This is a genomic window from Leclercia sp. CFBP8987 (assembly GCF_034044995.2).
Taxonomy (GTDB): Bacteria; Pseudomonadota; Gammaproteobacteria; order Enterobacterales; family Enterobacteriaceae; genus Enterobacter; species Enterobacter tamurae.
This window is the reverse complement of record NZ_CM188255.1, coordinates 2,131,928-2,154,581: the sequence shown is the minus strand read 5'-3', so window position 1 is coordinate 2,154,581 and position 22,654 is coordinate 2,131,928. Positions and strand designations below refer to the sequence as shown.

Here is a 22,654-nt window from a genome sequence, read left to right as displayed (position 1 = left end):
ACGAGAACAAGAACTATGCAGAAAAACGTTTCTTATCAGCAACTCACCCGTACCTTCCAGCGTCTCTCCCGCTTCTCCCATCTCTCCGCCATCGCCAGTTGGGACATGTTTACGATGATGCCAGCAGGGGGCAGTACTGCCCGCGGCGAAGCGCTGGCTGAATTGAGCGTCCTGCAACACCAAATCCTGACCGATGCGAAAGTAGCTGACTGGCTGCGTAATGCCGAAAGCGAAGATCTGAACGACGTCGAACAGGCCAACCTGCGGGAGATGACCCGCCACTATCAACAAGCTGCGCTACTGCCGGAGTCGCTGGTGGAAGCCAAATCGCTGGCGGGCAGTAAATGCGAGCATGCCTGGCGCACCCAGCGTCCGGCCAATGACTGGCCGGGCTTTGCCGCCAACCTGAAAGAGGTGGTAAAACTGAGCCGGGAAGAAGCCCGCCTGCGCGCCGACGCCAAAGGCTGCACCCCTTACGATGCGCTGCTGGATATTTTCGAACCGGACATGACCAGTGCCCGCCTCGACGTGCTGTTTGGCGATCTCAAATCCTGGCTGCCGGACCTGCTGAACCAGGTGGTCGAGAAGCAGGCGCAGCAATCCTTCGTGCCCCCGCAGGGCCCGTTCCCGACGGCGATCCAGCGTGAGCTGGGGCTGGAGGCGATGAAGACCCTCGGGTTCGATTTTAACGCCGGTCGGCTGGACGTCAGCGCCCACCCGTTCTGCGGCGGCGTGCCGGAAGATGTGCGCATCACCACCCGTTACGACGAAGAGGAGCTGCTCAGCGCCCTGTTTGGTGTGATCCACGAAACCGGTCACGCCCGCTACGAGCAGAACCTGCCGCGCAACTGGCTCGGTCAGCCCATCGCCCTGGCGCGCTCTACCGCCATCCACGAATCCCAGAGCCTGTTCTTTGAGATGCAGCTTGGGCGCAGCAAGGCGTTCCTGAACCACCTGCTCCCGGCAGTGCGCGAGCGGTTCGGCAGCCAGGCGGCCTTTACGCCGGAGAACTTTGTCGCCTGGAACCAGCGCGTCAAGCCCGGCTATATCCGCGTGGATGCTGACGAGGTCAGCTATCCGGCGCACGTGGTGCTGCGCTACGAGATCGAGCGGGCGCTGATTAACGGCGACATCGAGGTGGAGGACATCCCGGCGCTGTGGGATGAGAAGATGCAGGCGTGGCTGGGCTTATCGACCAAAGATAACTACCGCAACGGCTGTATGCAGGACATCCACTGGACAGACGGCGGCTTTGGTTACTTCCCGTCGTACACCCTCGGGGCAATGTACGCTGCCCAGCTGTTCGCTGCGGCCAAAAAAGCCCTGCCGGATCTGGACGCCGCCATCGCCGTCGGGGATTTCAGCGCCCTGTTCGACTGGCTGCGCCAGAACATCTGGCAGCATGGCAGCCGCTTCACCACCGCCCAGTTGATCGAGCAGGCCACCGGGGAAGATCTTAACAGCCGCTACTTCCGCGACCATCTCACCTCGCGCTATCTGTAATACCTCCCGCCGGAGCCTGCTCCGGCGTTTTTTTCCCTTTATGCAATAAGAAGATGATTTTGCACATATCTACGTGCCGTCACTTTCTGTATGAGGTATTAACCTGTTCGCATAATCAAGCCATTAACAGACCAGGCATAAATCATAAACAAAGGGATAAATGATGAATGGCATTACCAAAAATATAGCTATTGCCCTGTTGTGTGCGGTGAGTTCCGGCGCTTTCGCCGCGACGCCCCCTGCCACGGACAACACGCCGCAAGAAGCTTACGACGATATCACCCGCTCACTGGACGACCTCCACCCCATCACCTTCCAGGCACCCGCCGAAAAGTACAAATTGCTGGTGTTTATTGATAACCAGTGTAGCTACTGCAGCACGGTGGTGAAAAACGTTAAAAAGTATACGGACGCCGGGTTAACCATGTCATTTTTGACCGTTGCCCCGAAATCGATTCGCGACTCGGTGATAGAAGATATGGGGCGCGTATGGTGCTCCACCGATAAGACGAAAAGCCTTCAGCAGGCAATGGCAGGATTTTTACCTGATAACGACACTACCCCGGCCTGTTCCGATCTGGTCACACGTCAGTCCGCGCTGGCAGACAGGCTGGGCATCACCGTCACGCCGGTGATGGTGGTGGTCGAGCCCGAAACGCGCACAATAGTGGGAAGCCAACCCCCGGCAGCCATTCTCGCGGCATTGAAGAAATAACGATAACGCGTACGAGCGGGCTCGTTCGTACGCGTTACACCCGCCTTTGTACATTGCGTTACACGCCGTCACCAATCACTCACGGAAGCCCTCAGTTTTCAGGGATATAGTTCTTTCAACGGCCCCGCAGTGGGGTTAAATGAAAAACCAAATTCGAGGGTAGGATGATGAAAAAAGTATTAGCTCTGGTTGTTGCCGCTGCAATGGGTCTCTCTTCTGCTGCATTCGCTGCTGACACCGTCGCCAACACTGCTGCACCAGCGGCAACCGCAGCACCGGCTGCGAAAACCGTGCATCACAAAAAACACCACAAAGCTGCGGTACAGAAAGCGCAGGCTGCTAAAAAGCACCATAAAAAAGCGGTGAAAAAAGAAGACGCGGCGCCGGTTGCTCAGAAAGCGCAGGCTGCCAAAAAACACCATAAAAAAGCCGTTAAACATGACGCTGCAGCCCCGGCAGCAAAACCGGCTGCATAAGCCGCCTTACCTTAACGTGCCCTGAGGGGTGCGTTGGTCCCCGGCGCTGAACCACCCTGGTTGCAGCGCCGTTTTTCTATCCGGAGGGCGTTATGTTTCAGCGCTATCGGTTTGAGTTCATTCTTATCACGCTTATTTTATGCGCACTTATCGCCAGTGTGTTTTATATTTCATGAATGTAGCACGCTGATTTTACTCCCACTTTCGCGCTGTCCCGTCTATAGTTAATAACCAGGGTTCATATTTAATAATCATAATTATCCCCCTTCAGAGTGTGATATGCGTAAATCTGTTGTGGTTGTACTGGGAACGTTTTTTCTCTTTTCTGGGCTGAGTCATGCGGACGATGGCAGCGACGACGCTGCGAACGTCAAAAAAGAGGTACAAACGCTGTTTTTTGGTCATGACGACCGTACGCGTGTCACCGATCCGTCCAGCTCGCCGTGGGATGCCATTGGCCAACTGGAAACCGCCAGCGGAAATCTGTGTACCGCGACCCTCATCACCCCCCGGCTGGCGCTGACCGCCGGTCACTGTCTGCTGGTGCCGCCGAACGGTAAACCGGATACCGCCGTTGCCCTGCGCTTTGTGTCGCTAAAAGGCAGCTGGCGCTATGAGATCCACGGCATTGAAGGACGCGTTCCGTCATCACTGGGACGGCGGCTGAAAGCCGACGGCGATGGCTGGATCGTGCCGCCGTCTGCCGCCTCGTGGGATTTTGGTCTGGTGGTGCTGCGTAATCCGCCGTCGGGGATCACCCCGCTGCCGCTGTTTACCGGTGACAAAGACGCCCTGACCGCCGCCCTGAAAGCGGCCGACCGCAAGGTAAATCAGGCGGGCTACCCGGAAGATCATCTCGACGTGCTTTATACCCATCAGGACTGCATCGTCACCGGCTGGGCGCAAACCGGCGTGCTGTCGCATCAGTGCGATACCCTGCCCGGGGACAGCGGCTCGCCGCTGATGCTGCAAACCGCCGAAGGCTGGCAGGTTATCGGAGTACAAAGCTCCGCCCCTGCGGCCAAAGATCGCTGGCGGGCCGATAACCGCGCCCTGTCGATTACCGGTTTTCGTGACAAGCTGGAAGAGCTGGCCCAGCAGTGATTTAACACTGTCGCTGCTGGCGTAGCGCCCTAATCGCCTCTATTGGCATCGGCTGGCTGTACCAGAAGCCCTGCAACTGATCGCAGCCCGCCAGCCGCAGCAGTTTCATCTGCTTCTCGTTCTCCACCCCTTCGGCCACCACGGACATCCCCAGAGCGCTGGCGATGCGTACCGTGCCGCTGACCAGCGCCGCGGCCTGCTCGTCACGATCCACCAGCCCCGCCAGCGATTTGTCGATCTTAATGGTGTCGAAGTTAAAGCGCCTCAGATAGCCGATGCTGGAGTAGCCGGTGCCAAAATCGTCCAGCGCCACGGCGATGCCCTGGGCTTTAAGGTTGCTGATAGCTGAGCGGGCCCGCTCGGGATTTTCCAGCACGTAGGTTTCGGTGACTTCCAGCTGCAGGCGCGTGGCCGGGAAGCGGCTGAACTCCAGCGCGCCGGCCACTTTGGCCTCAAAATCCGGGTCGCGGAACTGGGCGGGTGAGATATTGACCGACAGTTTTAAATCCGCGAAGGGCTCCAGATCCTGACAGGCCCGGCGCAGGACAAACTGCCCCAGGGCGTAAATCAGTCCGCTGGTCTCGGCGATGGTGATAAACACGTCCGGCGGCAGCGGCCCCTCCGGGCGACGCGGCCAGCGCACCAGCGCCTCCACGCTCACCATCTTCTGGCTGCGCGCATCAATGATCGGCTGATACCAAACATCAAACTCTTCACGTTCAAGGCCGCTGCGGATCTGGCCTTCAATCGCCACCTGGCGCTCCCGGACGCTGTTCAGCTCCGTATCATAGTGCGTCACCCGCCCCTTGCCGGTGATTTTGGAGTGGTACATGGCGATATCGGCGCGACGGAACAGCTCCGAGCTGGTGCACTCCACCAGGGTGCCGCTGGCGATGCCGATACTGGCGCCAATATGGATGGTGCGCTCCCCGACGCGGATCGCGTTGTGAAGATAATCGAGGACAAAGCCCGCAAAGGCTGAGGCCAGCGCTTCGGCGTTCTCTCCGCCGATGGTCATGGCAAACTCGTCCCCGCCCATGCGGGCCAGCATACCGTCCTTCGGCACGTTGTCGCGTAACGCCCCGGCGATGATCACGATCAGCTCATCCCCGACCTCATGACCGTAGATATCATTCACGTCTTTAAAGCCGTCGAGGTCGATAAAGACCACGCTTTTGCGATCGGTATCGCCGCGCAGGCTCACCCGCTCCAGCTCTTCAATCAGCGCCCGGCGGTTAGGTAAATGGCTGAGCCAGTCGGTACGCGCCACCTTTCGCGCCAGGTTCTCACCGCGCGCCAGTTTATACAGCCCCACGCAGCTGAAGAGGATGAACAGCAAAATCAGCGCCGCGGTGAACAGCACGATCCGGGTGATGTCCAGCGAAGCGGCCTTCGCCGCGGCGGCCCCCGGCAGGCGCGGCGTCCACGACAGAAAGCCCAGCACCTCGCCCGAGGCGCTTTTCAGCGGCACGCTCACGTCGGTGATCTGCTCCGGGGTAAAGGTCAGATCGTCGATCTGAAAGGTGTTACCCAGATCGCGCAAAATTTGCGGATTGATGTGGCGGGTGATGACCAGAAAGCGGCGGGTATTATCCCCTGCCTGCAGGCTGCCCATCGTCGGGCGGATCAGACCGACGCCGACAAAGGCAATCCCCGCGCGGGTGCGGGTGATCCCGGCGTAGATATTTTTATCCGATTTCAGGGCATTGGGGTGCATCTGGATCAGCGATTTCAGGCCATCGCCAAAGAAGTCGAGGTTCTTTTCCGTGAAAGGCTGGCTTCTGAATGAGCCCCACAGCACCCGGAAACGTTCGTCGAGCACAAAGGTGCCGTCATACAGGTTATTCACCTTGTATCCTGCGCCCCAGGTGTTATAGAGCCAGTCCACGTCCAGCGCCGGGCGGTAGGCTTCGCGCACCGCGTCATCCCAGACGGCATTATCAATCACCAGCGACCAGACCCGGTTGACAGAGGTCTGAACGGCACCCTGTACGGAGAGGGCCGTGCGCTGTTCGTCGATTTCATTGGCTTTACTGCTGATGAGGTTGAGCGAGAGGTAGAGCAGGATCACAACCGAGACGATTAAGCCGAGCCCTGCCATAAAAATCATGACAAACAAGGTTTTTGCAGAAGGGATTTTACGCCAGCTTAAAAGGGTATGCATTCATTCCTCATTATGTTAATGCCCTCAGACTAAGCGTAATACAGGTCATAAATTTCGCTGCCTGTAATGGCAGGCAGCGAGAGTATCAGGCCAGTTTTATCATGATCATCCCGGCGAGCAGCAGAAGCAGGCCAATCCAGCCCTTCTTATTCAGCCGTTGCCCAAACAGGATCCAGCCCGCCGCCAGCGTCGCCGCAATCCCGAAACCGCCCCACAGGGCATAGGCCACCGACAGCTCAATACCTTTGACCGCCTGCGACAGGGCGCTGAAGGCGGCGAGTACCGCCGCAATCGACAGCAGGCCGAACACTTTGCGGCGAAAACCGTCGGAAAACTTCAGCAACACGTTGGCGGCAATCTCCAGGACGATGGCCAGCGCCAGCCAGGCGCCATGAACCCACTCAAACTGTGGCATGGGTCGCCTCCTTGCGCTGTTTTGCCGGTTTGCGGGTACCGGATTTAATGAATATTATTCCCGCGACCAGCGTCGTCAGACCCGCCATTTTCATTAGCGACAGCGACTCATCAAACAGTAAAACGCTAAAAAGGGTGATTAAGAAAATACCTACCCCTTCCCATAATGCGTACGCCACGCCCAGCGCGATTTTTTTAACCGCAAAAGACAAGAAAATATAGGACAGCGCAATCATCGACAGCATTAAAATATAGCCGCTGTGACCACCGCTGATGGTGGCCCATTTCATTGAAAGTGTGCCGGTTATTTCAGCAACGATAGCCAGGGCTAAGAGGATCCAGTAAAACATATTTTTTCTCCTGCTTGAGAATATAATCCTTCGCGGCTCGCCAAAGGTGGCAGCCGGGTAAAAACGAATGAAGATTCAGCCGGGCGCAAAGCGCCAGCTCAGGCAGAGAGAGGATCTACAGCGCGTTGCGCCAGTGTTGCTCGCCAGACAGCAGGCAAAAAGAGGAGGAGAAAGCAGAGATGTTTGAAAAATGCGTCCTGAACAGATTGTCCATAAAATTACAATTATCTGCGGTGTTGCTTCTCGTCAGTGCAGATGAAAATTGTCTCCGGTAGTTAAACACAGCTGATTTTTACCACAAGCCAGGATTTTACTCAAAGCCTTTTCATTTCTTTACCCTTACTGTTTGTGTTTGGTTAATTTTTTAAACGCGCCGCGCCGTTAGAATATATAAAAAGAACGGTATCAGGAGCCAGCATGGCCAAACCCATTATTACTCTCAACGGATTAAAAATAGTCATCATGCTTGGCATGCTGGTGATTGTGCTGACGGGGATCCGCGTTGCGGCGGATATTATTGTGCCCTTTATTCTGGCGCTGTTTATCGCCGTGGTGCTGCATCCGCTGGTGCGGTGGCTGGTGCGGCTGCGTCTTCCCCGGGTGCTGGCAATCACACTGCCGATCCTGCTTATCGTGATCTTCATGGCGTTGCTGGTGGCCTATCTGGGCACCTCGCTGAATGAGCTGGCGCGCACCCTGCCGCACTACCGCTCCTCGCTGGCCGTGCCGCTGCTGCATCTGGAGCCCTGGCTGCAGCGGGCCGGGATTGAAGTGTCGATGGAAGAGCTGCTGAAGTACATCGATCCCAATGCCGCCATGACGCTGGTGACCGCCCTACTGTCGCAGCTTTCCAGCGCCATGACCGCTATCTTTTTACTGCTGCTGACGGTGGTATTTATGCTGCTGGAGGTGCCGCAGCTGCCGGCGAAGCTCCAGCCTCTGATGTCCCGCCCGGTGGAAGGCATGGCTGCGATCCAGCGCGCCCTCAACAGCGTCTCGCACTATCTGGTGTTAAAGACCGCCATCAGCCTGGTGACCGGGCTGGTGGTCTGGGGAATGCTGGCGGTGCTGGAGGTCCGGTTCGCCTTCGTCTGGGCGCTGCTGGCCTTTGCCCTGAACTATATTCCGAACATCGGATCGGTGCTGGCGGCTATCCCACCGATTGCGCAGGTGCTGGTGTTCAGCGGCTTTTACCCGGCGCTGGTGCTGCTGGCGGGGTATCTGTTTATCAACCTGATCTTCGGCAACATTCTCGAGCCCCGGTTAATGGGGCGCGGACTGGGCCTCTCGACGCTGGTGGTATTTTTGTCGCTGATCTTCTGGGGCTGGCTGCTGGGGCCGGTGGGAATGCTGCTCTCGGTGCCCCTGACCATTATCGTCAAGATTGCGCTGGAGCAGACCTCCGGCGGCAAAAGCATTGCGCTGCTGCTCAGTGATATGAGCCATGCGAGCTAAGGGGTATCGCAGGTAAACTCCAGCAGCGGCTTGTGGTCTCGCCCCGCCTGCCGGTAGTCGGCCAGGGCCGTCTGCCAGGCACTGAACGGCAGCAGCCGGGCGCCACTGTAGTGGCTGCTGGTCAGCAGCGGCCAGATTTCGATAAACGCTGCCTGCCATGCCTGCGGGCTAAGCGCGTCAAAGTGGTTGCGAATATGAAACCAGTGCATCGGTGGAAAGTGACGTTGTAACGTAAAGGGTTGTCCGGAGAGCAACCCGTAGCAGATAAATGCCGCGCTGTTACGCATTGCACTTAAGATGCTCTGCGCCAGCTCGCCCCCCGTGGCGTCATAGACGATATCGCTGGCGGCGGCGATGGCGCGCACGCTGTCGCTCTCCTGCTGCGCTATCGGGACGATCCCTATCCCCCGCAGCCTGTCGGCATGAATTGCCGAGCGATGAATGCCGTATACGTCCGTCGCCCCACGCCGGAGCGCCCACTGTCCCAGCAGAATGGCGCAGTCCGATCCGGCGGCGGTCAGCAGCACCCGTTTACCCTGCACAGGCCAGAGGTTGAGCATCAGCCAGGCCGCCAGAGGGTTGATAAACGCCCGCGCCGCCAGAAGAGTATCAATAATATCCGGAACCGGGATCGCCAGCGCCGCCGGGCAGTCGACATAGTGCTGCCAGGTGCCTTCTCCCCGCAGCGGCAGCACCCGCTGGCCCAACAGGTGGGTGAAACCGACGGGGGCGGCAATCACCCGCCCTACGCCTTCATATCCGGCGATGGCGGGCAAGGTAATGCGATGCCGGTAAGCACCGGTGATGGGGATCAGATCCGAGGCGTTGACCGGAGAGAGCAGCATCTGCACCCGGAGCATGTCCGGCTGCAGCGGCGCTTTTACCGCGGTTTCCCGCTGCAAAACTGACTCAGGCTCACCAAACTGGCGGTAGCATAATGCGGTGTTGTCCATGATCTAGCGGCTGCGTTTGGCCAGTCGCTCGCGGGTTTCGAGTTTTGCCTCGCTGGACTTGCGCAGCGCGACATAACAGGCCCCGCTGCCGCCGTGGTGAGGCTGGGCCACACAATAGGCCTGCACCGCCTCGAACTCCGTCAGCCAGCGCGCCAGATAGCTGCGCACAATGTTGGCGTGAGACTTATCGTCGCGGCCTTTACCGTGAATGATGATCAGGTTACGTAAGCCGTCGCGCTCCGCCTGGCGGATAAAGGTAAACAGCTGCTGGCGGCACTGCTCAACGGGCTGACGCAATAGGGTGAGGCTCGCCTGGCGGGGGTATTTGCCCGAGCGCAGCTTATCGATGACCCCCAGTTGCACTCCTTCACGCTGAAACGAAAGCGGCTCTGCCAGAGGAATGACATCCAGAAAGCCGGTGGTGAGAAAGTTATCCAGCTGGCTGGTGTCCACAGGCTGACGGACGCGCGTTGTCGGGGCGGGTTGCCAGTGAACGTCGGCACAACGCCTGAGAGGCTGGACATCCTCCATCGCGTTGAGAAAAAGCGATTTATCGTCTGGGTTCATGGCATCCTCCTGCTTAGCTGACAGGGTACTATACCTGCCCCTTTCTCGGGGCTCAATGCGGCGTCGATTGACTATTAAAAAAATAATAATCAGTTCAGTTAATTTAATAATTAATGTAACTGGACTAAAACGAAATTTTATTAATGATTAACTTTATGACTTACATTAAATTTTTATGATCGCGTGGACTTAATTTCTTTATTTATCACCAAAAGATGTTATACATGAAGGTATCTGCACAATGGAAATAATAAGCAGAGATGCATGTGGAGCAATGCTGTGTGTACTGTGGAGTCTATTGGATGTCGATGGGCTCCATTTTTTTATCCTCATACTGTCTAATAAATAACCTGCCGGGCATGCCGTCTGAATTGTGTGATTAATGCGGTAGTCAACGGCGTCTGTCGGGAATCCCTTCTTTGAATAAGGTAATAGGTCGCTTTCGGTAACGGCTCTTTCACCGGCAACATCACCAGCCTGTTGGCCAGCAGCGGGTCGCAGCCCAGCTCCTGCGGCAGAATGCTGAGAAAATCGCTCTGCGCGACCAGACTAATACAGGACGAAAAGGTTTCGCAGACTACGCCTATATGGGGGATCTGATCCCGGTGGGAAAACATCTCTTCCAGCTGCTTATAATAACTGCCTCGCGGCGTCGGCATCGTCCAGCTATATTTAAGTAATTCGCTAATAGATTCAGCTTCTATTGCCGGATGGCCTGCCCGACAAAATATCGCAAAAGGCTTCTCAAACAATTTTTCGAACGTGAATTCATGATCATACGGCCCCTGGTAATAGGTATTGATGGTAAAATCAAGTTCCCCCTGGCGTAATTCATTAATCATCGACACTAATTGTCCTTCCATAATACGCACCTTGACCTGCGGATGCTGCTGATGGAAGCGGGAAATGACCCCAGGCATTAACAGGCGGGCAATGCTGGCCCCCATCCCGATATTAATCTGTCCGGCCTGCTGGCCCTGTCGCTGGCGAATATCGTCCTGGGCGCTGCGTAACTCCTCGAGGATCAGCCTGGCGTGCTGGTAAAAACTCTCCCCGCACTCGGTTAAGGTCACCCCTTTGCTGCGGCGAATAAACAGCTGCGCCGCGATGCCCTCTTCCAGCTCTTTAATGGATTTGGTTAACGCCGGTTGCGACAGATTCAACGCCCGCCCCGCCCCACGGATGCTCCCCTGCTGCGCCACTTCCACAAAGGCCCGCAACTGATGAAATTTTACCTGGAATGTCATGTCGGCACCGATAACCGTTGTTTATCAGAGTAAAGAAACTGTCATCTACTGTAATGGAATTGATTGTGCCAGGGTAAGCCACGAACGGTTAAATCTGTGAAAAAACGGTTAGTGATAAGTAAAAACTATCACAGTGTGAAGCAGTTCACATATTCTTATGATGACAGGAAACGATATGCATACACTGGCGCAGGACCTGCAAACCCTCTTCCCGCAACTCACCGCCTGGCGACGCGACTTCCATCACTTTGCCGAGTCCGGCTGGGTGGAGTTCCGCACCGCGGCAAAAGTGGCAGAGGTTCTGGATCAACTGGGCTACGAACTGGCGATGGGCCGCGATGTGGTCGACGCTGACAGCCGGATGGGCCTGCCCGACGAGGCGACCCTGGCCCAGGCCTTTGCCCGCGCCCGTCAGCAGGGTGCGCCGGAAAAATGGCTGAGCATCTTTGAAGGCGGGTTCACCGGGATTGTGGCCACACTCAATACCGGCCGTCCGGGGCCGACGCTGGCGTTTCGGGTCGATATGGACGCGCTGGATCTGGATGAATCTACTCAGGATGACCATCTTCCGGTCCGGGAAGGCTTTGCCTCCTGCAACAGCGGCATGATGCATGCCTGCGCCCACGACGGCCACACCACCATTGGACTCGGGCTGGCGCACCTGCTGATGCAGTACCGCGCGCAGCTGAACGGCACCATCAAACTGATCTTCCAGCCTGCCGAAGAGGGCACCCGCGGCGCACGAGCCATGGTTGCAGCGGGCGCACTCGACGGCGTGGACTACTTCACCGCCATCCACATTGGCACCGGCGTGCCGGCGGGTACTGTGATCTGCGGCAGCGATAACTTTATGGCCACCACCAAGTTTGACGTGCGCTTCACCGGTGTGGCGGCGCACGCGGGGGGCAAACCCGAAGAGGGACGCAATGCTCTGCTGGCCGCCGCCCAGGCCGCCATTGGCCTGCACAGCATCGCCCCGCACAGCGAAGGCGCGTCCCGCGTCAACGTCGGCGTGATGCAGGCGGGGAGCGGGCGTAACGTCGTCCCCGCCACTGCGCTGCTGAAGGTGGAGACCCGCGGCGAGTGCGAAGCCATTAATAACTATGTGTTCGAGCGCGCGAAAGCGGTCATTGACGGGGCGGCGGCGATGCACGGCGTCAGCACCGAGCTGCGTCTGATGGGTGCAGCGACCTCCAGCGCACCCTCGCCGGCGTGGGTGAACTATCTGCGCGAGCAGGCATCCCGGGTGACGGGTGTGGAGCAGGCCATCGACAGAGTAAAAGCCCCTGCCGGATCGGAAGATGCCACCCTGATGATGGCCCGGGTTCAGCAGAACGGCGGCCTCGCCTCCTATATGGTGTTTGGCACCACCCTCAGCGCCGGACACCACAACGAAAAATTCGATTTCGACGAGACGGTGATGCTCATCGCCATCGAAACCCTGGCGCGAACCGCGCTTAACTTCCCGTGGACGCGAGGTGTGTAATGCAGAGCATGTACCGTTTTGTTGAGGATGCTATCGACACCCGATCTCAGCACTTCACCAGGATTGCCGATGAGATCTGGGATCATCCTGAGACCCGCTTCGAAGAGTTCTGGTCCGCTGAACGGCTGTCCAGCGCCCTCGAAGAGGCCGGTTTTAGCCTGACCCGCGAGGCGGGCGGCGTGCCGAACGCCTTTATCGCCAGTTACGGCGAGGGGCAACCGGTGATTGCCATTCTGGGGGAGTACGATGCCCTGGCAGGGTTAAGCCAGCAGGCGCACTGCGCCACCCCGCAAACAGAGACCCCGGGGGCCAACGGCCACGGCTGCGGGCATAACCTGCTCGGCACCGCCGGGCTGGCGGCTGCGGTGGCGGCAAAATCCTGGCTGGAGCAGCACGGCGGCAGCGGTACGGTACGTTTTTACGGCTGCCCTGGCGAAGAAGGCGGATCGGGTAAAACCTTTATGGTGCGCGAAGGGCTGTTCGACGATGTGGACGCCGCGGTTACGTGGCATCCGGAAGCCTTTGCCGGGATGTTTAACGTCAGCACCTTAGCCAACATCCAGGCGGCGTGGCGTTTCCACGGTACCGCAGCCCATGCCGCTAACTCCCCGCATCTGGGGCGCAGCGCGCTGGACGCCGTCACCCTGATGACCACCGGGACCAACTTCCTCAACGAGCACATCATTGAAAAAGCCCGCGTCCACTACGCCATCACCGATACCGGCGGGATCTCTCCAAACGTGGTGCAGGCCCAGGCGGAAGTGCTGTATCTGATCCGCGCCCCGGAGATGGCCGATGCGCAGCAGATCTACGAGCGGATCGAAAAGATTGCCCAGGGCGCAGCGCTGATGACCGAAACCAGCGTTGAACGCCGCTTCGATAAAGCCTGCTCCAGCTATCTGCCGAACCGCACCCTGGAGACCGCCATGTACAGCGCTCTACAGCATTTCGGCACCCCGGCATGGAGCGAGGAAGAACGCGCCTTTGCGGCGGAGATCCGCGCCACGCTGACCGACAACGATCTGCAAAACAGCCTGAAAAATATCGCCGCTACCGGCGGAGAAGAAGGCAAGCAGTTTGCCCGTCGACATCAGCAGACCCTGCTGGTGGATGAGGTGGCCCCCTATGCCATCACCGATAACGTGCTGGCGGGCTCTACCGACGTGGGCGACGTCAGCTGGAAAATGCCGGTCGCCCAGTGCTTCAGCCCCTGCTTTACCGTCGGCACACCGCTGCACACCTGGCAGCTGGTGGCCCAGGGCCGTACCTCTATCGCTCATAAAGGGATGCTGCTGGCCGGAAAAGTGATGGGCGCTACTGCCCTGGCACTGCTGCAAGACCCGGCGCTACTGGCCGCCTGCCGCGAGGAGTTTGCTCAACAGTTAAATGAAAAACCGTACGTCTGCCCGATCCCAGAAAATGTGACACCGTCACCTTTAAAATAATAAAACATAACAACACAACACTCCCGAGGAACGCCCATGAGTATGTCTTCCATACCTTCGCATTCCCCATCCGGCAAGCTCTATGGTTGGGTTGAAAGAGTCGGCAACAAAGTGCCGCACCCTTTCCTGCTGTTCGTTTATTTGATTGTGATCCTGGCCGCGGCCACCGCCGTGCTGTCGGCCTTTAACGTCAGCGCCCGCAACCCGGCCGATGGCAGCATGGTGGCAGTTAAAAACCTGCTGAGCGTCGAAGGGCTGCACTGGTTTTTACCGAATGTGATCAAAAACTTTAGCGGTTTTGCCCCGCTGGGGGCGATCCTCGCCCTGGTGCTGGGTGCCGGACTGGCCGAACGTTCCGGTCTGCTGCCCGCCCTGATGGTGAAAATGGCCTCTCAGGTCAACGCGCGTTACGCCAGCTATATGGTGCTGTTTATCGCCTTCTTCAGCCATATCTCTTCAGATGCGGCACTGGTGATTATGCCTCCGATGGGCGCGCTGATCTTCCTCGCCGTCGGGCGTCATCCGGTGGCAGGCCTGCTGGCGGCGATTGCCGGGGTCGGGTGTGGTTTTACCGCTAACCTGCTGATCGTCACCACCGACGTGCTGCTCTCCGGCATCAGCACCGAAGCGGCCAAAACCATCGATGCTGCGATGCACGTCAGCGTGATCGACAACTGGTACTTTATGGCCAGCTCGGTGATTGTGCTGACGATTGTCGGGGGGGTGATCACCGATAAGATCGTGGAGCCACGTCTGGGCAAGTGGCAGGGTAGCAGCGACGAGAAGCTGGACGCGTTATCGCCGGAGCAGCGTCGCGGGCTGCGGGTTGCCGGAGTAGTGTCCCTGCTGTTTATCGCCGCCATCGCCCTGATGGTGGTACCGGAGAACGGCATCCTGCGCGATCCGGTCCAGCACACCGTGCTGCCCTCGCCGTTTATCAAAGGCATCGTGCCGCTGATTATCCTCTTCTTCTTTGTGGTGTCGCTGGCGTACGGCATCGCCACCGGGAAAGTGCGTCGTCAGGGCGATCTGCCTCAGCTGATGATCGAGCCGATGAAGGAGATGGCCGGGTTTATCGTGATGGTGTTCCCGCTGGCGCAGTTTGTGGCCATGTTTAACTGGAGCAACATGGGCAAGTTTATGGCGGTGGGCCTGACCGACCTGCTGGAAACCGCCGGCCTGAGCGGCGTGCCCGCGTTTGTCGGCCTGGCGCTGCTCTCCTCCCTGCTGTGCATGTTTATCGCCAGCGGGTCGGCCATCTGGTCGATTCTGGCCCCGATCTTCGTGCCGATGTTTATGCTGCTGGGCTTCCACCCGGCCTTCGCGCAGATCCTGTTCCGCGTGGCGGATTCTTCAGTGATCCCGCTGGCCCCGGTGTCGCCGTTCGTGCCGCTGTTTTTAGGCTTCCTGCAGCGCTACAAGCCCGAGGCCAAACTGGGTACCTACTATTCGCTGGTGCTACCCTATCCGCTTATCTTTTTAGGAGTATGGTTGCTCATGCTGGTGGCATGGTATCTTGTCGGCCTGCCCATCGGGCCGGGGGTCTACCCGCGACTGAATTAAGGAAGAGCATATGCTGAGATTACTCGAAGATAAAATTGCCACCCCGCTGGGGCCACTGTGGGTGATTGCGGATGAGCAGTTCAACCTGCGCGCCGTCGAGTGGGAGGAGCACAGCAACCGGATGGTGGAGCTGCTCAATATCCACTACCGGGCGCAGGGCTACGAGCGTATCAGCGCCAGCAATCCAGGCGGGCTTAGCGATAAGCTGGCCGCCTGGTTCGAGGGCGATCTCAGCATTATTGACACTCTGCCGACCGCCACGGCCGGCACCCCTTTTCAGCGTGAAGTCTGGCAGGCGTTGCGATCCATTCCCTGCGGTCAGGTGATGCATTATGGTCAGCTGGCGGAACAGCTCGGACGCCCGGGCGCGGCGCGCGCGGTGGGTGCCGCGAACGGGTCAAACCCGGTCAGTATTGTAGTGCCCTGCCATCGCGTGATCGGCCGCAACGGTACCCTGACCGGCTATGCCGGCGGGGTGCAGCGCAAGGAGTGGTTGCTGCGTCACGAAGGGTATTTATTGCTGTAGTTCCAGGCTTTTAGTGCTTAATTTTCCTTATGTTAGCGATAAAGTCCGCAGCTAATTTGTGGAATTTCAAGAACATGCTACCGCATTCACGCTTCTTGTCCTGATTGATGGTTTACCAGGCTTACGCCGGGTCCAAAAAGATGTTAAAATTGACTAATATCAATTAAGGCTTGAGCAAACCTATGATCCCGGAAAAGCGAATTATTCGACGCATTCAGTCTGGCGGTTGTGCTATCCATTGTCAGGACTGCAGCATCAGCCAGCTCTGTATCCCGTTTACCCTGAATGAGCACGAGCTTGATCAGCTTGATAATATTATCGAGCGTAAAAAGCCGATTCAGAAAGGGCAGACGCTGTTTAAAGCGGGAGACGAACTGAAATCGCTGTACGCTATCCGTTCTGGCACCATCAAGAGCTATACCATCACCGAACAGGGCGACGAGCAGATCACCGGCTTCCACCTGGCGGGCGATCTGGTGGGCTTTGATGCCATTGGCACCGGTAACCACCCGAGCTTTGCCCAGGCGCTGGAAACCTCAATGGTTTGCGAAATCCCGTTTGAAACCCTCGACGACCTGTCAGGCAAAATGCCGAACCTGCGCCAGCAGATGATGCGTCTGATGAGCGGTGAGATCAAAGGCGATCAGGACATGATCCTGCTGCTGTCCAAAAAGAACGCTGAAGAGCGTCTGGCGGCGTTTATCTACAACCTGTCCCGTCGTTTCGCCGAGCGCGGTTTTTCTCCGCGTGAGTTCCGTCTGACCATGACCCGTGGCGATATTGGTAACTACCTGGGCCTGACCGTGGAAACCATCAGCCGTCTGCTGGGTCGTTTCCAGAAAAGCGGGATGCTGGCGGTGAAAGGCAAATATATCACCATTGAAAACGGTGAAGCGCTGGCAGTGCTGGCGGGCCACTCACGTAACGTGGCATAACGTCCTCTGATTCCCTGCCAGATCGATAATTTTACTGATTTATTGATCTGGCAAATCTTCCCCTCTGTTTCATTTCAGATATATAGGTTACTCTTTTAATTACAGACTGTGGTGACAGTAGTAAGGAGACCTGTATGGCAAAGTATCAAAACATGCTGGTGGCCATCGATCCTAATCAGGACGATCAACCGGCGTTACGACGAGCTGTCTATTTACATCAACGGATTGGTGGCAGAATTAAAGCGTTTCTGCCGATATATGACTTTTCTTACGAAATGACCACCCTTCTGTCGCCTGACGAACGCACCGCTATGCGTCAGGGAGTGATCAGCCAGCGTACCGCCTGGATCCGCGAGCAGGCAAAATTCTATCTTGAAGCCGGTGTCCCCATTGAGATCAAAGTGGTGTGGCACAACCGTCCGTTCGAAGCCATCATTCAGGAAGTGGTCAGCGGCAAACATGACCTGTTGCTGAAGATGGCCCACCAGCACGACAAGCTGGAAGCGGTGATCTTCACCCCGACCGACTGGCACCTGCTGCGTAAATGCCCGTGCCCGGTGTGGATGGTGAAAGACCAGCCGTGGCCGGAAGGCGGTAAAGCGGTGGTGGCGGTGAATCTCGCCAGCGAAGAGAACTATCACAACGCCCTGAACGAAAAGCTGGTGAAAGAGACCATTCAGCTCGCCGAACAGGTCAACCATACCGAAGTCCACCTGGTGGGGGCCTACCCGATTACCCCGATTAACATTGCCATCGAACTGCCGGAATTTGATCCGAGCGTGTATAACGACGCCATTCGCGGCCAGCACCTGCTGGCGATGAAAGCATTGCGACAGAAATTCGGTATTGATGAGAAGTTGACCCACGTCGAGAAAGGTCTGCCTGAAGAGGTGATCCCGGATCTGTCAGAGCATCTGCAGGCGGGGATCGTGGTGCTGGGCACCATCGGTCGCACCGGTATCTCTGCCGCCTTCTTGGGTAATACGGCGGAACAGGTGATCGATCATCTGCGCTGTGACCTGCTGGTCATTAAGCCGGACCAGTATCAAACCCCGGTTGAGCTGGACGACGACGAAGACGATTAACTCACAGTGAAAAGCCCGCCATAACGGCGGGCTTTTTTTTAGCTCTGAGTGACGGGCTGAGGCGGCTGTTGCGCGCCCTCGCCCTCTTTCATCCACGGCGCATGCAGCACCATGCTTGGCAAGGCCAGTTTTACCCCTTCATCATTCAGGCTCTCAAGAATACGGATATTGATCTCCTGCTGGATATCCATGTACTTGTTGTAATCCGCCGTGTTGACGATATGCACCACCTCAAAGGTGAGCCTGTCCTTATCAAAACCGAGCAGGTGGGCGCGGTCAAAACGCGTTTCGCCGATATCAGTGATGATCTTCTTCACGTTATCGCCAATAACCCGCAGCTTTTCCGGCGGCGTATCGCTGGCCACGCCGAAGGTAAAGACGATACGACGGGTCTGCATCCGCTTGTAGTTATGCAGGGTTTGCTGAAGCAGGATCGCATTACCACAGACAATCTGTTCCCCGCTCAGGCTGCGAATACGCGTCGTCTTAAGGCCAATATGCTCCACCGTCCCGGCCACGTCGTTGAACACCACAAAATCCCCGATCTCAAAGGGCTTGTCGAAACCAATGGAGAGCGAAGCAAAGACGTCGCTGAGAATGGTCTGTACCGCCAGCGCAATGGCAATACCCCCTACCCCCAGGCTGGCTACCAGCGCGGTGATGTTGACGCCTGCGTTGGCCAGAATAGACAGCAGCATCACTGACCAGACAATCGCCCGCAGGATCAGCCCGGTGATCACCAGGGTAACGGGGTTTTTGTGACTCCCCGGGGTCAGCATCACGTGCCGTAGCCAGGAGACCACCCCCTGATCCATCCACAGCGCCACCTGAATCGCCAGCACCAGGAACCAGGCATGGCTCAGGGCGCCGTAGAGGCGATCCGGCAGTTCGACAAACCGCAGGCTAAACAGAAAGGCGACCACAAACAGCAGCACCCGGCTGGTTCTGTTGAGCATCTCCGTGAGGACAAAATGCATCTTGTGGGTGGCGGGATGTTTGTCACCCCAGTTGGTAATGCCCTTATGGACAAAGGTGATGAGGCGTTTCAGTAGCCAGTAGATCAGCAGGGTTACCACCGTCACCGTGGCAAAGCCAATCCAGAATCTGGGGGTCATCATTAACGTCAAAAAATCGAAACGTGACAAGAACTGCATGCTCCCTCCTCCCTTTACGCAAAAAAGGAAAGTATAGACAGTGAGCGTGCACAGCCTGCAGAAATGAGAAAACCGCCCAGAGGGGCGGTTTTTTTAGAGTGCGTTGCCGAATTACAGCGCTTTCAGGATCGCATCCACGCTGGCCTTGGCATCGCCAAACAGCATGTGGGTGTTCTCTTTGAAGAACAGCGGGTTCTGTACCCCAGCGTAACCGGTGTTCATGGAGCGTTTGAAGACGATAACGTTCTGCGCCTTCCACACTTCCAGAACCGGCATACCGGCGATAGGACTGTTAGGATCGTCCTGCGCGGCCGGGTTAACGGTATCGTTCGCGCCAATCACCAGCACGGTATCGGTGTCGGAGAAGTCGTCGTTGATCTCATCCATCTCCAGCACGATGTCGTACGGTACTTTCGCTTCCGCCAGCAGCACGTTCATGTGACCCGGCAGACGCCCGGCAACCGGGTGAATACCAAAGCGCACCTTGATGCCGCGGGCACGCAGACGCTCGGTGATTTCCGCAACCGGATACTGAGCCTGCGCTACCGCCATGCCGTAGCCCGGGGTGATGATCACCGTGTGGGAGTTCTTCAGCATGTCAGCGGTATCTTCGGCGTTGATCTCACGATGCTCACCCACCTCTTCATCACCGCTGGAGGTCTGTCCGTCGGTGCCAAAGCCCCCGGCAATCACGCTGAAGAACGAGCGGTTCATCGCCTTACACATGATGTAGGAGAGGATTGCCCCGCTCGAACCGACCAGCGCACCGGTCACGATCAGCAGGTCGTTGCTCAGCATAAAGCCCGCCGCCGCTGCCGCCCAACCGGAGTAGGAGTTCAGCATTGAGACCACCACCGGCATATCTGCGCCACCGATGGAGGCTACCAGATGCCAGCCGAAGGCGAGGGCGATAATGGTCATCACCAGCAGAGCCAGCACCTGCATGCCCACGCTGTCGGTGCGCACAAACACCACCATCAGCAGGAAGGAGACGACCAGCGCCGCCAGGTTCAGCTTGTGACGGTTTGGCAGCATCAGCGGTTTAGAGGAGATCTTGCCGCGCAGTTTGCCGAACGCCACGATAGAACCGGTAAAGGTCACCGCACCGATGAAGATCCCGAGGAACACTTCGGTCAGGTGGATGTTCACCAGAATCGGCTCCATCCCCGGCTCGTGATACAGGTAGCTGTTAAAGCCCACCAGCACCGCTGCCAGACCCACGAAGCTGTGCAGGATCGCCACCAGCTCCGGCATTTCAGTCATTTCAACGCGCTTCGCCAGACGGATACCAATCGCACCGCCGATGATCATCGCCACCAGGATCCACGCCACGTTGCCGGTGTCCGGCCCGAAGATGGTGGCAATCAGCGCAATCGCCATCCCGGCGATACCAAAGTTGTTACCCTGCTGCGACGTTTCATGTTTTGAAAGCCCCGCGAGGCTGAAAATAAACAGGACCGCGGCAACAATGTATGCAGCTGTAACTAATCCTCCAGACATAGGTTACCCCTTATCCCTTACGAAACATTTTCAGCATGCGCTGAGTCACGGTGAAACCACCGAAAATATTGATACTGGCGATCAGTACCGCGATAAAGCTGAGGAAACTGACCCAGCCGCCGTGACCAATCTGCAGTAATGCCCCAACCACGATGATCCCGGAGATGGCGTTGGTGACCGACATCAGCGGCGTATGCAGCGCATGGGAGACGTTCCAGACCACGTAGTAACCCACTACGCAGGAGAGCGCAAAGACGGTGAAGTGTCCGAGGAACTCTTTCGGTGCGACGTCTGCCAGCCAGCCGAACAGCACGATAGCCAGCGCCATAAAGGCAAACTTACGCCACGGGGACGCCGGTTTTTCCGGCTCTTTTGGTGCCGGCGCGGCTTTGGCGGCTGCCTGCGGCTGCGCAGAGACCTGAATCGGTGGTGCTGGCCAGGTGATTTCACCCTCGCGAACCACGGTCACGCCGCGCACCACTACGTCGTCAAAATCAACGGTGATATTGCCGTCTTTCTCTTTGCACAGCAGCTTCAGCAGGTTGACCAGGTTGGTACCGTACAGCTGAGAAGACTGGGTCGGCAGACGGCCCGGCAGATCGGTATAGCCGATCACCTTCACGCCGTTGGCGGTGGTGGTAACCTCGCCCGGAACGGTGTATTCGCAGTTGCCGCCATTTTGCGAAGCCAGATCGACGATCACGCTACCGGCCTTCATGGTGTCGACCATTTCACGGGTAATCAGCTTCGGCGCCGGTTTACCCGGGATCAGCGCGGTGGTGACAATAATGTCCACCTCTTTCGCCTGGGCGGCGAACAGCGCCATCTCGGCTTTGATAAAGGCTTCGGACATCACTTTGGCGTAACCGTCGCCGCTGCCAGCCTCTTCTTTAAAGTCCAGCTCAAGGAACTCGGCGCCCATACTCTGCACCTGCTCTTTCACTTCCGGACGGGTGTCAAAGGCACGGACAATCGCGCCCAGGCTGTTGGCTGCGCCAATGGCGGCCAGACCAGCAACACCTGCCCCGATAACCATCACCTTCGCTGGGGGAACTTTACCCGCCGCGGTGATCTGTCCGGTAAAGAAGCGACCAAATTCGTGTGCAGCTTCGACGATGGCGCGGTAGCCCGCAATATTCGCCATTGAGCTGAGGGCGTCCAGCGACTGCGCACGCGAGATGCGCGGCACAGAGTCCATCGCCATCGCGGTGACGCCACGCGCCGCCAGCTTCTCCATCAGCTCCGGGTTTTGCGCCGGCCAGACAAAGCTCACCAGCGTGGTGCCCGGATTGAGCAGCGCGATCTCATTCTCTTCCGGTGCATTAACCTTCAGAATAATGTCCGAATGCCAGACGTTATCGCCGTCGACAACCTCTGCGCCAGCCTGAATAAACGCCTCGTCATCGAAACTTGCCAGCTTGCCCGCGCCGCTTTCAACCGCGACGGTAAAACCCAGTTTGAGCAGCTGCTCCACCGTTTTCGGTGTCGCCGCTACGCGGGTTTCATTGGCAAACCGTTCTCTTGGTACCCCAATACGCATAGTAATCCCTTCCATCGGTTTTTGATGATGGTTTGTCGAACATTCATCACGGGTATACAACAGCAGTGACAGGACTTAACCTGCCACTCACCTCTACCCGCAGAAAATAAAACAGTAACAAACTTTCTATAACCTACTGAAAATACCGCCTGTGATCCACAGCAAGAAAACACTATTTATGACTTTATCTGTCAAAAATAAGCGATCGGGGTCTCAGACAGGCATATCTGCTCTTATTTCACCGCCAGGGCCGATGTTTAGCTCAGGCGAAGCGGCAAAAACACGATATAGCCCCAGCCAGAAACAACTTATTAACATTAAATCAACCAGTGGAAGTTATATGCTTTATGAGTTTTACTGGTCAAACGCGTGTTTTTTCAACATATCAGTAAAGGTTATATATTTTGGCAACTTACTTCGCATCGGTCGTGAAAAATCGCGCAGACAGCGACGGGTGTTAAATGCCATAATC

The 22,654-nt window shown here is 57.2% G+C and carries 22 protein-coding genes; 12 read left to right on the top strand and 10 right to left on the bottom strand.

What is annotated here, in order from left to right; all coding sequences use genetic code 11:
- Nucleotides 1-15 precede the first annotated feature (15 nt).
- The 5 genes from SOM40_RS10425 to SOM40_RS10405 all read left to right on the top strand — a co-directional run bounded on the left by SOM40_RS10425 (nt 16) and on the right by SOM40_RS10405 (nt 3,798).
- Entirely contained in the window at nt 16-1,503 is a 1,488-nt protein-coding gene (locus SOM40_RS10425; RefSeq protein ID WP_106993775.1) for a carboxypeptidase M32, read from the top strand.
- 160 nt (nt 1,504-1,663) lie between these two features.
- Nucleotides 1,664-2,218 (top strand): thioredoxin fold domain-containing protein, encoded by a 555-nt coding sequence (locus SOM40_RS10420; protein ID WP_312077606.1) that lies wholly within the window; start codon nt 1,664-1,666, stop codon nt 2,216-2,218.
- Nucleotides 2,219-2,385: 167 nt separating this feature from the next.
- Complete coding sequence (gene asr / locus SOM40_RS10415) at nt 2,386-2,694, top strand: acid resistance repetitive basic protein Asr (RefSeq protein ID WP_106993773.1); 309 nt, start codon at nt 2,386-2,388, stop codon at nt 2,692-2,694.
- 92 nt (nt 2,695-2,786) lie between these two features.
- Nucleotides 2,787-2,870 (top strand): small membrane protein YdgU, encoded by an 84-nt coding sequence (gene ydgU / locus SOM40_RS10410; protein WP_475421985.1) that lies wholly within the window; start codon nt 2,787-2,789, stop codon nt 2,868-2,870.
- Nucleotides 2,871-2,973: 103 nt separating this feature from the next.
- Nucleotides 2,974-3,798 (top strand): trypsin-like serine peptidase, encoded by an 825-nt coding sequence (locus tag SOM40_RS10405; RefSeq protein WP_106993772.1) that lies wholly within the window; start codon nt 2,974-2,976, stop codon nt 3,796-3,798.
- A gap of 1 nt (nt 3,799) precedes the next feature.
- Here the strand turns inward: SOM40_RS10405 and SOM40_RS10400 are convergent, their stop codons facing one another.
- The 4 genes from SOM40_RS10400 to SOM40_RS10385 all read right to left on the bottom strand — a co-directional run bounded on the left by SOM40_RS10400 (nt 3,800) and on the right by SOM40_RS10385 (nt 7,009).
- Nucleotides 3,800-5,962, bottom strand: coding sequence for a bifunctional diguanylate cyclase/phosphodiesterase (locus SOM40_RS10400; RefSeq protein ID WP_320456910.1), 2,163 nt, complete (start codon nt 5,960-5,962; stop codon nt 3,800-3,802).
- Between the two features lie 85 nt (nt 5,963-6,047).
- The gene (mdtI, locus tag SOM40_RS10395; protein ID WP_166182324.1) at nt 6,048-6,377 is read right to left on the bottom strand and encodes a multidrug/spermidine efflux SMR transporter subunit MdtI; all 330 of its coding nucleotides are present in this window, start codon (nt 6,375-6,377) and stop codon (nt 6,048-6,050) included.
- Nucleotides 6,364-6,726: a multidrug/spermidine efflux SMR transporter subunit MdtJ gene (mdtJ, locus tag SOM40_RS10390; protein ID WP_166182323.1), complete on the bottom strand. Its 363-nt coding sequence runs from the start codon at nt 6,724-6,726 to the stop codon at nt 6,364-6,366. Before mdtJ ends, mdtI begins: the two co-directional genes overlap by 14 nt.
- A gap of 115 nt (nt 6,727-6,841) precedes the next feature.
- Nucleotides 6,842-7,009, bottom strand: coding sequence for a protein YdgV (locus tag SOM40_RS10385; RefSeq protein ID WP_422655537.1), 168 nt, complete (start codon nt 7,007-7,009; stop codon nt 6,842-6,844).
- Between the two features lie 134 nt (nt 7,010-7,143).
- Between SOM40_RS10385 and SOM40_RS10380 the strand changes: the two genes are divergently transcribed.
- A complete protein-coding gene (locus SOM40_RS10380; protein WP_320456911.1) occupies nt 7,144-8,181 on the top strand; it encodes an AI-2E family transporter in 1,038 nt (345 codons plus the stop codon).
- Here SOM40_RS10380 and SOM40_RS10375 read toward each other — a convergent pair.
- From SOM40_RS10375 to SOM40_RS10365, 3 genes are all read right to left on the bottom strand, one after another.
- Nucleotides 8,178-9,134: a zinc-dependent alcohol dehydrogenase family protein gene (locus tag SOM40_RS10375; RefSeq protein WP_320456912.1), complete on the bottom strand. Its 957-nt coding sequence runs from the start codon at nt 9,132-9,134 to the stop codon at nt 8,178-8,180. The genes SOM40_RS10380 and SOM40_RS10375 overlap by 4 nt on opposite strands.
- 3 nt (nt 9,135-9,137) lie before the next feature.
- Nucleotides 9,138-9,701: a DNA endonuclease SmrA gene (gene smrA, locus SOM40_RS10370; protein WP_225758923.1), complete on the bottom strand. Its 564-nt coding sequence runs from the start codon at nt 9,699-9,701 to the stop codon at nt 9,138-9,140.
- A gap of 338 nt (nt 9,702-10,039) precedes the next feature.
- Nucleotides 10,040-10,948, bottom strand: a complete 909-nt coding sequence (locus SOM40_RS10365; protein ID WP_106993765.1) for a LysR family transcriptional regulator — start codon at nt 10,946-10,948, stop codon at nt 10,040-10,042.
- 175 nt (nt 10,949-11,123) lie between these two features.
- Between SOM40_RS10365 and SOM40_RS10360 the strand changes: the two genes are divergently transcribed.
- The 6 genes from SOM40_RS10360 (at nt 11,124) to uspE (ending at nt 17,988) form a co-directional block, all read left to right on the top strand.
- Entirely contained in the window at nt 11,124-12,434 is a 1,311-nt protein-coding gene (locus SOM40_RS10360; protein ID WP_320456913.1) for a M20 family metallo-hydrolase, read from the top strand.
- A complete protein-coding gene (locus tag SOM40_RS10355; RefSeq protein ID WP_320456914.1) occupies nt 12,434-13,879 on the top strand; it encodes a M20 family metallopeptidase in 1,446 nt (481 codons plus the stop codon). Before SOM40_RS10360 ends, SOM40_RS10355 begins: the two co-directional genes overlap by 1 nt.
- Before the next feature lie 36 nt (nt 13,880-13,915).
- Entirely contained in the window at nt 13,916-15,442 is a 1,527-nt protein-coding gene (abgT, locus tag SOM40_RS10350; RefSeq protein WP_320456915.1) for a p-aminobenzoyl-glutamate transporter, read from the top strand.
- 10 nt (nt 15,443-15,452) lie between these two features.
- Nucleotides 15,453-15,968 carry a methylated-DNA--[protein]-cysteine S-methyltransferase gene (gene ogt / locus SOM40_RS10345; RefSeq protein ID WP_106993761.1) on the top strand — a complete coding sequence of 172 codons (516 nt, stop codon included), beginning with the start codon at nt 15,453-15,455 and terminating at the stop codon, nt 15,966-15,968.
- Between the two features lie 182 nt (nt 15,969-16,150).
- Nucleotides 16,151-16,903, top strand: coding sequence for a fumarate/nitrate reduction transcriptional regulator Fnr (fnr, locus tag SOM40_RS10340; protein WP_032617879.1), 753 nt, complete (start codon nt 16,151-16,153; stop codon nt 16,901-16,903).
- Between the two features lie 134 nt (nt 16,904-17,037).
- Complete coding sequence (uspE, locus tag SOM40_RS10335) at nt 17,038-17,988, top strand: universal stress protein UspE (RefSeq protein WP_106993760.1); 951 nt, start codon at nt 17,038-17,040, stop codon at nt 17,986-17,988.
- Nucleotides 17,989-18,026: 38 nt separating this feature from the next.
- On the opposite strand, the gene SOM40_RS10330 is transcribed toward uspE, so the two are convergent.
- The 3 genes from SOM40_RS10330 to pntA all read right to left on the bottom strand — a co-directional run bounded on the left by SOM40_RS10330 (nt 18,027) and on the right by pntA (nt 22,182).
- Nucleotides 18,027-19,142, bottom strand: coding sequence for a mechanosensitive ion channel family protein (locus tag SOM40_RS10330; RefSeq protein ID WP_225758927.1), 1,116 nt, complete (start codon nt 19,140-19,142; stop codon nt 18,027-18,029).
- Between the two features lie 111 nt (nt 19,143-19,253).
- On the bottom strand, nt 19,254-20,642 hold the full coding sequence (pntB, locus tag SOM40_RS10325) for a Re/Si-specific NAD(P)(+) transhydrogenase subunit beta (RefSeq protein WP_166182315.1): 1,389 nt from the start codon (nt 20,640-20,642) through the stop codon (nt 19,254-19,256).
- Between the two features lie 10 nt (nt 20,643-20,652).
- Nucleotides 20,653-22,182 carry a Re/Si-specific NAD(P)(+) transhydrogenase subunit alpha gene (gene pntA / locus SOM40_RS10320; protein WP_320456916.1) on the bottom strand — a complete coding sequence of 510 codons (1,530 nt, stop codon included), beginning with the start codon at nt 22,180-22,182 and terminating at the stop codon, nt 20,653-20,655.
- Nucleotides 22,183-22,654 lie beyond the last annotated feature (472 nt).

Coding starts and splice junctions, on each gene's coding strand:
- SOM40_RS10425 (WP_106993775.1), top strand. CDS start 16: ATGCAGAAAAACGTTTCTTATCAGCAACTCACCCGTACCTTCCAGCGT.
- SOM40_RS10420 (WP_312077606.1), top strand. CDS start 1,664: ATGATGAATGGCATTACCAAAAATATAGCTATTGCCCTGTTGTGTGCG.
- asr (WP_106993773.1), top strand. CDS start 2,386: ATGAAAAAAGTATTAGCTCTGGTTGTTGCCGCTGCAATGGGTCTCTCT.
- ydgU (WP_475421985.1), top strand. CDS start 2,787: ATGTTTCAGCGCTATCGGTTTGAGTTCATTCTTATCACGCTTATTTTA.
- SOM40_RS10405 (WP_106993772.1), top strand. CDS start 2,974: ATGCGTAAATCTGTTGTGGTTGTACTGGGAACGTTTTTTCTCTTTTCT.
- SOM40_RS10400 (WP_320456910.1), bottom strand. CDS start 5,962: ATGCATACCCTTTTAAGCTGGCGTAAAATCCCTTCTGCAAAAACCTTG.
- mdtI (WP_166182324.1), bottom strand. CDS start 6,377: ATGCCACAGTTTGAGTGGGTTCATGGCGCCTGGCTGGCGCTGGCCATC.
- mdtJ (WP_166182323.1), bottom strand. CDS start 6,726: ATGTTTTACTGGATCCTCTTAGCCCTGGCTATCGTTGCTGAAATAACC.
- SOM40_RS10380 (WP_320456911.1), top strand. CDS start 7,144: ATGGCCAAACCCATTATTACTCTCAACGGATTAAAAATAGTCATCATG.
- SOM40_RS10375 (WP_320456912.1), bottom strand. CDS start 9,134: ATGGACAACACCGCATTATGCTACCGCCAGTTTGGTGAGCCTGAGTCA.
- smrA (WP_225758923.1), bottom strand. CDS start 9,701: ATGAACCCAGACGATAAATCGCTTTTTCTCAACGCGATGGAGGATGTC.
- SOM40_RS10365 (WP_106993765.1), bottom strand. CDS start 10,948: ATGACATTCCAGGTAAAATTTCATCAGTTGCGGGCCTTTGTGGAAGTG.
- SOM40_RS10360 (WP_320456913.1), top strand. CDS start 11,124: ATGCATACACTGGCGCAGGACCTGCAAACCCTCTTCCCGCAACTCACC.
- SOM40_RS10355 (WP_320456914.1), top strand. CDS start 12,434: ATGCAGAGCATGTACCGTTTTGTTGAGGATGCTATCGACACCCGATCT.
- abgT (WP_320456915.1), top strand. CDS start 13,916: ATGAGTATGTCTTCCATACCTTCGCATTCCCCATCCGGCAAGCTCTAT.
- ogt (WP_106993761.1), top strand. CDS start 15,453: ATGCTGAGATTACTCGAAGATAAAATTGCCACCCCGCTGGGGCCACTG.
- fnr (WP_032617879.1), top strand. CDS start 16,151: ATGATCCCGGAAAAGCGAATTATTCGACGCATTCAGTCTGGCGGTTGT.
- uspE (WP_106993760.1), top strand. CDS start 17,038: ATGGCAAAGTATCAAAACATGCTGGTGGCCATCGATCCTAATCAGGAC.
- SOM40_RS10330 (WP_225758927.1), bottom strand. CDS start 19,142: ATGCAGTTCTTGTCACGTTTCGATTTTTTGACGTTAATGATGACCCCC.
- pntB (WP_166182315.1), bottom strand. CDS start 20,642: ATGTCTGGAGGATTAGTTACAGCTGCATACATTGTTGCCGCGGTCCTG.
- pntA (WP_320456916.1), bottom strand. CDS start 22,182: ATGCGTATTGGGGTACCAAGAGAACGGTTTGCCAATGAAACCCGCGTA.